Source organism: Streptomyces sp. NPDC027663 (genome assembly GCF_055566415.1).
In genome coordinates this window covers 535,703-547,747 of sequence record NZ_JBVHSK010000004.1, presented here as the reverse complement: position 1 = coordinate 547,747, position 12,045 = coordinate 535,703, and the positions used below count along the sequence as shown (strand labels likewise).

General features: G+C 73.1%; 11 protein-coding genes. 8 read left to right on the top strand and 3 right to left on the bottom strand.

Annotated features, from left to right (window positions below):
• Positions 1–248: 248 nt before the first annotated feature.
• Genes ACZ4SF_RS15425 through ACZ4SF_RS15390 form a run of 8 tightly spaced genes read left to right on the top strand, consistent with a single transcriptional unit; the run spans position 249 to position 8,283 of the window.
• Positions 249–680: a hypothetical protein gene (locus ACZ4SF_RS15425; protein ID WP_468383628.1), complete on the top strand. Its 432-nt coding sequence runs from the start codon at positions 249–251 to the stop codon at positions 678–680.
• A complete protein-coding gene (locus tag ACZ4SF_RS15420) occupies positions 677–1,954 on the top strand; it encodes an NADH-ubiquinone oxidoreductase-F iron-sulfur binding region domain-containing protein (RefSeq protein WP_468383626.1) in 1,278 nt (425 codons plus the stop codon). The genes ACZ4SF_RS15425 and ACZ4SF_RS15420 overlap by 4 nt, the downstream gene beginning before the upstream one ends.
• A gap of 51 nt (positions 1,955–2,005) precedes the next feature.
• On the top strand, positions 2,006–2,197 hold the full coding sequence (locus tag ACZ4SF_RS15415) for a ferredoxin (RefSeq protein ID WP_468383623.1): 192 nt from the start codon (positions 2,006–2,008) through the stop codon (positions 2,195–2,197).
• 1 nt (position 2,198) lies between these two features.
• Positions 2,199–4,253: an acetate--CoA ligase family protein gene (locus tag ACZ4SF_RS15410; RefSeq protein WP_468383621.1), complete on the top strand. Its 2,055-nt coding sequence runs from the start codon at positions 2,199–2,201 to the stop codon at positions 4,251–4,253.
• Between the two features lie 41 nt (positions 4,254–4,294).
• On the top strand, positions 4,295–5,467 hold the full coding sequence (locus ACZ4SF_RS15405) for an acyl-CoA dehydrogenase family protein (RefSeq protein ID WP_468383618.1): 1,173 nt from the start codon (positions 4,295–4,297) through the stop codon (positions 5,465–5,467).
• 44 nt (positions 5,468–5,511) lie between these two features.
• Entirely contained in the window at positions 5,512–6,684 is a 1,173-nt protein-coding gene (locus ACZ4SF_RS15400; protein ID WP_468383616.1) for an acyl-CoA dehydrogenase family protein, read from the top strand.
• A 34-nt stretch (positions 6,685–6,718) separates the two neighbouring features.
• A complete protein-coding gene (locus ACZ4SF_RS15395) occupies positions 6,719–7,621 on the top strand; it encodes a 3-hydroxybutyryl-CoA dehydrogenase (protein ID WP_468383614.1) in 903 nt (300 codons plus the stop codon).
• Positions 7,622–7,668: 47 nt separating this feature from the next.
• Positions 7,669–8,283, top strand: coding sequence for a TetR/AcrR family transcriptional regulator (locus tag ACZ4SF_RS15390; protein ID WP_468383612.1), 615 nt, complete (start codon positions 7,669–7,671; stop codon positions 8,281–8,283).
• 30 nt (positions 8,284–8,313) lie between these two features.
• Here ACZ4SF_RS15390 and ACZ4SF_RS15385 read toward each other — a convergent pair whose 3' ends face one another.
• From ACZ4SF_RS15385 to lpdA, 3 genes are all read right to left on the bottom strand, one after another.
• Positions 8,314–9,090 (bottom strand): NPP1 family protein, encoded by a 777-nt coding sequence (locus tag ACZ4SF_RS15385; RefSeq protein WP_468383609.1) that lies wholly within the window; start codon positions 9,088–9,090, stop codon positions 8,314–8,316.
• A 169-nt stretch (positions 9,091–9,259) separates the two neighbouring features.
• Positions 9,260–10,240: an ATP-dependent DNA ligase gene (locus ACZ4SF_RS15380; RefSeq protein ID WP_468383606.1), complete on the bottom strand. Its 981-nt coding sequence runs from the start codon at positions 10,238–10,240 to the stop codon at positions 9,260–9,262.
• Positions 10,241–10,607: 367 nt separating this feature from the next.
• The gene (lpdA, locus tag ACZ4SF_RS15375; RefSeq protein WP_468383717.1) at positions 10,608–12,008 is read right to left on the bottom strand and encodes a dihydrolipoyl dehydrogenase; all 1,401 of its coding nucleotides are present in this window, start codon (positions 12,006–12,008) and stop codon (positions 10,608–10,610) included.
• Between the last annotated feature and the right edge of the window lie 37 nt (positions 12,009–12,045).

The window sequence follows — 12,045 nt, the reverse complement described above, 5'->3', positions numbered from 1 at the left end:
AGTCAGAGTGCGGCCGGTGTGGGGTCAAGTCAAGACTTGTGGCCTGACTAATTAGTTAGTTAGTCTCGGTGGCAGGTCGGACGCGCCGGCTCCAGCAAAGGGCTGTCCGGGCGCTTCCCGTGATCGCGGCCCCCGTGCGCCGCCCCGCTCCCTCTCCGCCCGACGGGCACCGGAGCACCTTCTCACCCGCCATCGCCGCGCCGCCCCGTTCCCGCAACCACCGGAACGGTGCGCCCCCGGAGGCACGCATGAGCGTTCGCCGAAATCTGGTCTGGCTCGGTCTCACCCCCGAGCCCGAACAGGAGCTGCCCGCAGCGGTGGCCGCCCTGCGGGCCTCCGCGGGCGACCACCCGCCGCCCCACCTCGTCGCCACCGAGCGGCATCGTGTCCAGCGGCTGGTGCTGCGCGGCACGCAGCGCGGCTGGCTGCGCTACCTCGGCGAAGTCACCGGCCTGGTCGTGGCCGCCGCGGCGGGATCCGCGACCGCCGATCCACGGCCGGCGCTGGTGGCCGGCGAGGTCGTCCTCGATCACCACCGCATGCTGATCGGCCTGCCCGGGTCCGGCTACGCCCGCACCGCCCCCCAGCGCCGGGACCTGGAACGGGCCGTGTCCCGTCTGCGATCCCGCATCGGCACCCGTCCCTCGGACCCCTCCGGACCCCCCAGGAGCACCGCATGACCGGCGTCTTCTCCCTCCTCCCCGAAGGAAGGCCCGGCCTTCTCGACCCGTTGCCGTCCGGCACCTGGCTGTCCGGCGGCAGCGAGGACGCCCCCCGCTACCTGGCCGCGGGCGGCTACACGGCACTCCCGGCACCGCAGCGGCTGCTGGAGCGGATCGCCGCCGCGGACCTGCGCGGCCGTGGCGGGGCCGGTTTCCCCGCCGCCGTCAAGCTGCGAGCCGTCCGGGACGCCCCGGGCCGGGCCGTCGTCGTCGCCAACGGAGAAGAGGGCGAGCCGGGCTCCGTCAAGGACCGCTGGCTGCTGCGCCACCGCCCCCACCTGGTCCTGGACGGCATACGGCTGGTCGCGGCCATGACCGGCGCCGCCCGCGGCTGCGTCTACCTCTCCGACGCCCCCGCCGGGCGCGCCGTGCACCGGGCCCTCGCCGAGCGGCCCGCCGGGCTGCGCATCGACGTCGTACGGGCGGAGCACGCCTACGTCGCGGGGGAGGAGACCGCGGTCGTACGGCGCATCGACGGAGGTCCGGCGCTGCCCAGGGCGAAACCCCCGCGCCCCTACGAGAGCGGTGTCGGCGGAGCGCCCACCCTCGTCGCCAATGTGGAGACGCTGGCCCGCATCGCGCTGATCCACGCGCGTCCCGAGGCCGCGGACGCCATCGCCGGAGCACATCTGGTGACCCTCTCGGGCACGGCCCGGGCCCGCGCCGGCAGCACCGCCGGAGCGACCGCGCTGGCCGAGGTGCCCGCCGGCACCGGGCTGAAGGTCCTCGCGGACCTGTGCGGGCACGGCAGCGCGGACTCCGTGCTGCTGGGCGGCCTGTTCGGCGGCCTGCACGGAGCCGGCTGGACGGACCTGCCCCTCGACCAGGACCGGCTGCACGAGGCCGGCGGCGCCCTCGGCTGCGGCGCGCTGCACTTCCTGCACCCGCAGGACTGCCCGGTCGCCGTGGCCACCGAGGCCACCGCCTACCTGGCCGCGCAGAGCGCCCGGCAGTGCGGGGTGTGCGTCTCCGGCACCGGCGCCCTGGCCGACGCGCTCAGGGCCCTCGCCCGCGGCCAGGCGGACGCCGACACGTCCGACCGGCTGCACCGCTGGTCACAACGGCTGCCCGGACGCGGGGCCTGCGGGCTGCTCGACGCCGCCGCCCGCATCGCCGGCACCCTGCTCGCCCACTTCCCCGACCGCGTCGACGGCCACCGCGTGGCCGCCTGCCCCGCCTGCGCAGGCCCGGCACCCGAGGACGGACGCCGGTTCACGGTGCCGGTGCCCTGATCCGCGTCCCGGCCCCCTCCCCGGCTCCCGCCGCACCGAAAGGACCGCGCCATGAAACTCCTGCTGGACGCCACCCGCTGCCAGGGCTACGGCCTGTGCCAGGAACCCGCGCCCGAGCTGATCGACCTCGACGAGTGGGGCTATGCGCAGGTGCGCGTGACCGACGTCCCGCCGGGCGGCGAGGAAGCCGCCGCTGCCGCCGCCGACGCCTGCCCCAACTCCGCGCTGCGGCTGGTGAAGTGACATGGGACGAGAACTGTCGGCGCTCTTCGACCCCGTCTCCGTCGCCGTCGTGGGAGCCAGTGACGACCCGGCCAAGTACGGCCACGCCATCGCCGCGCAGGCCGTCCGCGCGAACGGCCGCCGGCCCGTCCACCTGGTCAACCGGCGCGGCGGTACGGTGCTCGGCCGTACCACCGCCCCCAGCCTGACCGCGATCGGCGAACCCGTCGACCTGGCGGTGATCTCCGTGCCCGCCGCCGGCTTCGAGGACGCCGTCGACGAAGCCCTGCACTGCGGGGCCCGGGCGATCGTCGCGATCACCGCCGGGTTCGCCGAGACGGGCGACGCAGGCCGGATCCGCCAGCAGGCGGTCGCCGAACGGGTGCGTGCCGCCGGTGCCGTGATGGTCGGGCCCAACTGCCTCGGGATCGCCGACAACACCACCGGCCTCTTCCTCGCCTCCGACTCCTTCACCCCCGGCGCTGTCGCCCTGCTGAGCCAGAGCGGCAACCTCGCCCTCGAACTCCAGCTCCGCTTCGCCCCGCACGGCCTCGGCTTCTCCCGGTTCGTCTCGCTGGGCAACCAGGCCGACGTGACCCTCGTGGACCTCCTCGCGGACTGCGCCCGGCACGAGGGCACCCGCGCGATCGCCGTCTACGCCGAGGACTTCGGCGACGGGCGTGCCTTCGCCGAGGCCGCCGCGAGCGCCGGCAAGCCGGTGGTGCTGCTGACCGCCGGACGCGGTGACGCCTCCGCCCGCAGCGCCCAGTCGCACACCGGGGCGCTCACCACCTCCGCCGACGTGGTCACCGCAGCCTGCCGGGACGCGGGCGTGGAGCTGGTCGCCAGTCCCCGCGAACTCACCGTCGTCCTGGCCGCGTTGGACGGCGGGCGGCGCTCGGCCGGCCGCCGGGTCGCCGTGCTCACGGACGGCGGCGGGCACGGGGTCGTGGCCGCCGACGCCGTCGAGGCCGCCGGGCTGACCGTGCCCGAACTGCGGGCGCCCACCCGGGAGCGGTTGCGGGAGGTCCTGTGGGAGCAGTCGGCCGTCGCCAACCCGGTGGACCTGGCCGGCATGGGCGAGCAGGACCCCGGATCCTACGCCGAGACCGTCGCCGCGCTGCTGGCCGCCGAGGAGACCGACGCCGTGCTGCTGACGGGCTACTTCGGCGGCTACGCGGCAGCCGACGGCGGCCTGGGCGGCGGCGGCACGGCGCTGGCGGACGGGGAACAGGAGGCCGCCCGCCGCATCGCCGCCCGGCACCGGGCCACCGCCAGACCGCTCGTCGTGCAGTCCATGTATCCGGACTCACCCAGCTGCCACACCCTCAGGGCGGCCGGCATCCCGGTGTTCGACGCGACCGAGGACGCCGCCCGAGCCCTGGCCGCCACCGCGTCGGGTACCTCCGGCACCGGCCTCACCCCCCTGCCCCGGCCGGCCCCTGCCCTGCGCGCGAGCGGCTACCTCGACACCCGCCGCGCCCTGGAAGCGGCCGGACTCCCCTTCCCCGCCGCACGGGAGATCCACGACGAGACCGAACTCCGCGCGGTGACCGCCGAGTTCACCGGCCCTTACGTCCTCAAGGCCCTGCACCTGCTGCACAAGTCCGACGCGCGTGGCGTGGCACTGAACCTCGCCGGACCCGCCGAGCTGCTCGCCGCCTTCCGGGAGATGCACGCCCGGCTCGGCGCACCCGCCTACTCCGTGGAGGCCATGGCGGACCTGTCCGACGGCATCGAGCTGATCGTCGGCGTCCAGCGCGACCCCCGGTTCGGTCCGGTGGCCATGGTGGGCATCGGCGGAGTCCTGGCGGAAGTGCTGCACGACGTCGCCTTCGGGCTCGCCCCGGTCCCCGCCGACCGCGCCGAGCGCCTGCTGCGCGGACTGCGAGCCGCCGCACTGCTGGACGGCGTACGCGGCAGACCGCCCGTCGACGTCGCCGCTGCCGCGGCCGCCGTGGAGACGATCACCACGTTCGCCGCCGCCCACCCCGAGATCGCCGAGATCGAGGTCAACCCCCTCCTCGTACGCCCCCGCGGGGTCCTCGCCCTGGACGCCCGCGCCGTACTCGCCTGACCGGCCCCGCACCCGCCGTTCCCCCGACCGAAGAGGCCCCCATGGACATGCGCTACACCCCCGAGCAGGCCGACCTCAAGCGCCGCGCCGCCGCCTACGCCCAGCTCCTGATGCGGTACGAGGACCAGTCCGAACAGGCCGGCGGACCCCTGCCCGGGCAGCTCGTCGCCGAACTGACCCGGGCCGCCATGGACGCCGGCGTCTACGCCATCAACATGCCCGCCGAGTGGGGCGGCGCCGGACTGAGCCTGCTCGACCAGGTCATCGTCGAGGAGGAGTTCGGCAAGGTCACCAACTGCCTGTGGGACATCCCCTGGCGGCCCGCCAACGTCCTCGCGTACGGCGACGAGCGGCAGCGCGAGAAGTACCTGCTGCCCGTACTGCGGGCCGAGAAGTTCGACGCGTTCGCCGTCACCGAGCCCGGCGCCGGATCCGACCCCTCCTCCGGTACCTCGACCGCCACCCGGACCGACGGCGGCTGGCTGCTGAACGGCGAGAAGTGGTTCGTCACCTGCGGGGACGTCGCCGACTTCCTGCTGGTGCAGGCCGACGCCGGCCCCGAGCGGCTGCCCACCCTGTTCTTCGTCGACAAGGCCGCGCCCGGTGTCGAGATGACCCGCCTGCCCCGCTTCATGCACTCCGCGGTCAACGGGCACCCCGAGTTCACCTTCACCGACGTCTTCGTCGCCGACGAGGACGTGCTCGGCGGCGTCGGCAACGGCTACGAGCTGACCAAGGAGTGGTTCACCGACGAGCGCCTGATGATCGCGGCGCGTACGGTCGGTGCAGCCGAGCGGGCCCTGGAACTGGCCCGCGACTGGGCGTTGGAGCGTGAGCAGTTCGGGGCGCCGATCGCCTCGTACCAGCTGATCCAGGGCATGCTCGCCGACTGCGCCGTCGACATCGCCGTCAACCGGGCCTACACCCACCAGGTCGCCTGGGAGGCCGACCAGCCGGGTACCGACCGCAAGACGCTGCACGCCAAGGCCTCCACCGCCAAGCTCGCCGCCAGCGAGGCGGCCGGGCGGGTCGCCGACCGCTGTCTGCAGATCTTCGGCGGCCGCGGCTACGACCGCTCCTACGCCGTGGAGCGCATGTACCGAGAGCTGCGCGTCGACCGGATCTGGGAGGGCACCTCCGAGATCCAGCGGCTGATCATCGCCAACGAGCTGATCAAGCGCGGCACGCACGCCCTGGCCCTGCCCACGCACTGACTCCCCGCCACGCAATCCACCCGCCCCGAACAACGAGGACATCCATGGACTTCCGCCTCACCCCCCGCCAGGCACAGCTCAAGGCCGACGCGCGTGCCCTCACCGACTTCATCGCCGCCTACGAGCTGGCATGCGAGGAGAACAACGGCCTGCCCGCCGACGCCCACGCCAAGATCCGCGACGCGGTGCTCGACGCCGGCCTCCAGGCGGTCAACATGCCGGCCGAATGGGGCGGCGCCGGCCTCACCATCGCCGAACAGGTCACCGTGCAGGAGGAGTTGGGCCGCCTGACGGGCGCCCTCTGGGACATGGTGTGGCGGCCCGCCAACGCCCTCCGCTTCTGCACCCCCGAGCAGCGCGAACGGTTCCTCGTCCCGGTGATCAAGGGCGAGCGGCGGGACTGCTACGCCGTCACCGAGCCCGGTGCCGGTTCGGACCCGCAGAACCTGGCGACCACGGCCACGAAGAACGACCGTGGCTGGGTCCTCAACGGTGAGAAGTGGTTCGTCACCGTGGGCGACCACGCCGACTTCATGATCGTCCTTGCCGCGGCGGGCCCGGAGCGCGCCCCGACCCTGTTCCTCGTCGACAAGGACACCCCCGGCATCGAGATGACGCGCGTCCCGCGTTTCATGCACACCTTCGTCTACGAGCACCCCGAGTTCACCTTCACCGACGTCCAGGTGGACGAGGACGCGGTGCTCGGCGGCATGGGCGAGGGCTACGACATCACCCGCTCCTGGTTCACCGAGGAACGCCTGATGATCGCGGCCCGGACCACCGGCGCGGCCGAGCGGGCGCTGGAGCTGGCCCGTGACTGGGCGGTGGAGCGTGAGCAGTTCGGGGCGCCGATCGCGTCGTACCAGCTGATCCAGGGCATGCTCGCCGACTGCGCCGTCGACATCGCCGTCAACCGGGCCTACACCCACCAGGTCGCCTGGGAGATCGACCGGGCCACCGCCGAGGACCGCAAGCGGCTGCACGCCAAGGCGGCCATCGCCAAGCTCTCGGCGAGCGAGGCCTCGGGCCGGGTGATCGACCGCTGTCTGCAGATCCACGGCGGGCGCGGATACGACCGCTCGTACGCCGTCGAGCGCCTCTACCGCGAGCTGCGCGTGGACCGGATCTGGGAGGGCACGTCCGAGATCCAGCGGCTGATCATCGCCAATGAGCTCGTCCGGCGCGGCACCGGCGTCCTGGACCTGCCCACCGCCTGACCCACCGGCCGGCACAGATCGAAGGGAAGCTCGGATGACCGACATCGAACGCGTCGGGGTCGTCGGCTGCGGCCAGATGGGCGCGGGCATCGCGGAGGTCTGTGCGCGGGCCGGCCTGCCGGTGACCGTGGTCGAACGCGACGCGCAGGCGGCCCGTGCGGGCCGCCTGCGCATCCTCCGCTCACTCGACCGGGCCACCGCGCACGGCAGGCTCACGGCGGAAGGGCGCGAGGCCGCCGCCGGCCTGGTCACGGCGACCGATCAGCTGGAGGCGCTGCACGACCGTGACCTGGTGATCGAGGCCGTGGCCGAGGACGAGCGCCTCAAGACCGACGTCTTCACCCGGCTCGACGCCGTCCTCGCCGACGACCGCGCCGTCCTGGCGACCAACACCTCCTCCATCCCGGTGATCCGGCTCGCCGCCGCCACCGGCCGCCCGGAACACGTCGTCGGCGTGCACTTCTTCAACCCCGTACCGGTCCTGCGCCTGGTCGAACTCGTCCCCTCCCTGCTCACCTCGGCCGGCACCCTCCCCCGGGCCGAGGCCTTCGTGACCGGGCGGCTCGGCAAGGAGGTCGTACGCACCCGGGACCGGGCCGGCTTCGTCGTCAACGCACTGCTGGTGCCGTACCTGCTGGCCGCCATCCGCATGGTGGAGGCGGGCGGCGCGAGCGTCGAGGACATCGACCGGGGCATGGTCCTCGGCTGCGCCCATCCGCTCGGCCCGCTGGCCCTGACGGACCTGATCGGCCTCGACACCACCCGGGCCATCGCCGAGTCGCTGTACGCCGAGTTCCGCGAGCCGCTCTACTCGCCGCCGCCCCTGCTGTCCCGCATGGTGGAGGCGGGCCTGCTGGGACGGAAGTCCGGTCGCGGCTTCCACACGTACCCGGCGCAGGCCCGGCACGAGACGGCCGTACCGGCGGAGCGGCCATGAGGGAAAATGGTCTCGGTGAACGACCACCGAACGAGGGGAGCCGCAGGGTGTCGACCAAGGTGCGCAGCACGGCGGACACGCGCGAGCGCATCCTGACCGCGGCGTGCGAGGTGATCGCCGAGACCGGTTTCGAGAAGATCCGGATGCGCATGGTGGCCGAGCGGGCCGGGGTGTCGACCGCGCTGCTGCACTACCACTTCGACACGCGCGAGAAGCTGTTCACCGAGGCGATGACTCACTCCTTCGCCAACACGGCCGTCGACGTCGAACAGGACGCGGACACCGCGCCGGCGGCCGTCGTCCTCGCCCGCATCCTGCGCAGCCTGCTGCCGACCGACCCCGAGCTGCAGCAGGACTGGCGACTGTGGCAGGAGCTGTGGGCCCGGGCCCTGCGCGACGAGACGACCCGGACCTTCGCCGTCGACCTGTACGCCCAGCTGCACGCATGGGTGGCCGGCGCGGTGCGCCGCGGCATCGACTCGGGCGAGTTCACCCCGGCCGACGTGGACGACCTCAGCACGCTCGTGCTGTCCCTCAGCGACGGCTACGGCATCCGGCTGATGCTGCGCGACCCCACCGTCACCCTGGACGCGGCCCTCGACGCGATCTGGCGGCACGTGGCCGCGGCGCTCGGCCTGCCGCAGACACTGCCGGCCGAGTGATCCCGGCCGGCAGCCGGGTGGCCGGACGGCTCAGGCGTTCGGGTCGAACGGGATCCCGGACGGCTTCGCCGACGCCAGGTGGGAGGCGAAACTGTCGTCCTTCAGGCCGAAGTGGGCGCTGCCGAAGTCGTAGGTGCTCAACTTCTCGCGGACGCCCGCGGGATAGCCGTTCCAGCCGACCAGGGGCGGGTACTGCCAGGTGTGCTTGTGGTTCTCCGGCGGCTCGTCGTTCGCGTTGGCGAGCCGGAAGCAGTGCGTGCTGATGCCGTCCTTGTGGTACACGACCTTCGGATGGCCGCCCTCGAAGCGGACCTCGGAGACCGGGTGCACGGTGAACGAACCGTGGTTCGACGTCGACACGTACCGGATCTGCCCGTCCTGCACCCACACCGCCACGTGTTCCCAGTCGTGCCGGTGCCCACCGATGCTGCTGCCGGGCAGCGCCTGGTCCTTCTCGAAGTACAGGCCGTAGAGGTAGGCGCACCAGCCGTTGTTGCACTTGGAGCGCGCGTAGCTGTTGGTGTTGTCCAGGTCGGAGGCGTCGTGGCAGCTGCCGTTGAGGGCGCCGGTCGGCTTCAGCCCTGCGTTGACCGTGCCGTCGGGGCCTATGGCGGGCGTCGGGTAACAGCCGTCCGTGTCGTAGTCGAAGGCCGGCTGGTACGTCAGCTCGGCGGCCGAGGCGTTCTTCGGCAGCGCCAGGGGCGGGGCGGCGAACGCGGCGGCGGGGAAGGCGACGACGAGGGCGGCGGCACCGGCCACGACGGCGAACCAACTGCCGCGCCGGGCACGGAAGACGGGCGAAGGCACAGGTTTCCTCCAACAGCGGTAGGACGCAAGGGAGTTCAGCATCCCTGTCGCGCACCGCGCTGCCAAGAGGTCACACGCGTCGAAGGAGTGAAGCGCGGCCGAACAGCTGCCGCCGGCCGGAACCGTGGGTGGTCATGCCGGGGGACAGCGGCCACACCAACGGCACTTCCTACCCGGAGCCCTCCGGCAGATCCGCCGCCGACTCCTCCGGGGTGAGGTCAGGGCGCAGCCGCAGCCAGGACGGCTGGCGCAGCATGCCGTTCCGGGTGCGGGTGCTGTAGCTGACCTCGCCCACCAGCCGGGGCAGCACCCAGCGCGCCTCCGGGATCCGCGGCACCGGGTCGAAGGGGCACCGGTCGCTCGCGGCGTCGCGCAGCAGTTCCGCCAGCCGGATGCGTTCCGCCTCGCTCCAGCCGGTGCCGACCCCGCCGACGTACCGCAGCCGGCCGTCCGGGTCGCGCTGACCGGCCAGCACCGCACCCGGCAGCCCGGTCAGCCGCCCCTTGCCGGGCAGCCAGCCGCCGACGATCACGTCCTCGGCCCGCATGTTCCGGATCTTGATCCAGGCGCGGGAGCGGACCCCTGGCTCGTACACCGAGTCCAGCCGCTTGCACACCAGGCCCTCCAGGCCGTGCTCCCGGGTCGCTCGCAGCGCCTCGGCACCATGGCCGGTGACGGCGCGCGGAGTCGACCAGTACGGTCCGGCCAGCTCCAGGTCCTCCAGCCGCGCCCGCCGCTGCAGGTAGGTCAGCCGCACCAGGGGCTCGACCAGGAACGGCACGTCGAACAGCACGAGATGCACCGGCACCTGGGCGGCCCGGCGTGCCGCACGTGCGGGGGCGTGGGCGAGGCCCATCCGGCTCTGCAGCAGCTGGAAGCTTGCCCGGCCCTGCGCGTCCAGAGCCAGCACCTCGCCGTCCAGCACGGCGGGCGTGGCGCCCAGGGAGGTGCCGAGCGGCCGCAGTTCGGGGTACGCCCCGGTGATGTCCTCGCCCGAGCGGGCGCGCAGCAGCACACTGCCGTCGCCGGGCAGATAGACCATCACCCGCTGGCCGTCCTGCTTGGTCTCGTAGGCCCAGCGCGCGTCCTGGGCGGCGGGCGGCAGGGTGCCGGGGGTGGCGAGCATCGGCGGGATGAGCGGCAGCGTCACGGCGGTCACGGCAGAAGGTCTCGACCGGGCCCGCTGCCCTCACGCGCCTTTTCGCCCCGGTTCCCCTGAACGGGCCTTGCGGCCCGGCCCGGGGCTCCCCGACCCCGCGCACCGGCTGGTCCGAGGTGGCGGCGGACCCGGCCGACGCGACCGTGGGCCTGTGGCCGGCCCCGGTCAGCACGGCTTGGGGACAACGGGCCGTGTGACGTCCGCCGTGTTCGGACGGCCGGGCGGTACTGGTCAGGGGGCGGTCATGACGGGTCGGTCCGCATCTCCGAGACCCTGCACACCGCCCGCTTCGTGTGCGCGGGTTGGGGACAGCGGGTCGTGTGACGTCCGCCGTGTTCGGACGGCCGGGCGATACCGGTCAGAGGTTGATCATGTGGCCGGCGAGGCCGTGGAGTGCGTCCTGGACCGCCTCGCTCAGCGTCGGATGCGCATGGACGTTCCTGATCAGCTCGGTCACCGTGAGGTCCCACTGCTGGGCGAGGGTCAGCTCCGGGAGCAGTTCGGTCACGTCCGGGCCGATCAGATGGGCGCCGAGCAGTTCGCCGTGGCGCGCGTCGCTCAGCAGCTTCACGAAACCGACCGTGTCGCCGAACCCGTGCGCCTTGGCGTTGGCCGTGAACGGGAACTTCGCCACCCGGACGTTGAAGCCCTCCGCGCGTGCCTCGCTCTCGGTCCAGCCGAAACTGGCGATCTGGGGCTGACAGAACGTCGCGCGCGGGATCATGCGGTAGTCCAGTTCCATGGTCTCCGCACCGGCGATGGTCTCGGCGGCGACGATCCCCATCGCCTCGGCGGCGTGGGCCAGCATCAGCTTCGCCGTGACATCGCCGATGGCATAGATGTGCGGCTGACTGGTACGGCAACGGCCGTCCACGTCGATGGCGCCCCGGTCGGTCAGCCGTACCCCCGCGGAGGCCAGCCCGTAGCCGCTCGTACGCGGCTGGAAGCCCGTGGCCTGCAGAACCCGCTCGGCCTCCAGCACCCTCGGCTCGGCGCCGCCCTGCTGCACCGTCACGCGGACCCGGTCGGCGGCCTCTTCGACAGACACGACGCGGGTCGAGGCCAGCACGTCGATGCCCTGTCGCTTGAACCGCTTGGCCAGCTCTGCCGACACCTCCTCGTCCTCCAGCGGCGCGATCCGGCCGAGGAACTCGACCAGCGTCACCTCGACGCCGTAGGAGCGCAGCAGGTAGGCGAACTCGACGCCGATGGCGCCCGCTCCCGCGATGACGATGCTCGACGGGAGGCTCTCCGAGAGGATCTGCTCCTCGTACGTCACGACGCGCTTGCCCAACGTGGTGCCGGGCAGCAGCTTCACGGTGGCGCCGGTGGCGATGACGCACGAGCGGAAGGACAGCCTCACCTCGCCGTCCCGCATGCGCACCTGCATGGTGTGCGGGTCGATGAAGGCGCCCTGGCCGTCGAACTGGGCGATGCCGTTCTTGCGCATGAGATAGCCGACGCCCTTGACCCGGCCCTCGGCCACCACCCGGCTCCGCTCGTAGGCGCTGCGGTAGTCCAGGCTCACGTCCCCGCCGAGCTTCACGCCGAACTTCTCCGCGTCGTGCAGGATCAACTGCGCGACCTCTGCGTTGCGCAGCAGGGCCTTCGCCGGGATGCAGCCGATGTTCAGGCATACACCGCCCCAAAACCGGCCTTCCACGACGGCCGTTCGGAGCCCCAGCTGCGCGGAGCGGATGGCCGCCACGTATCCGCCGGGGCCCGCCCCGAGGACGACGACATCGAAGTCGGTGTCCATCGTCACCTCTCCCATGTGTTCAGGGGCCCGCGCTTGG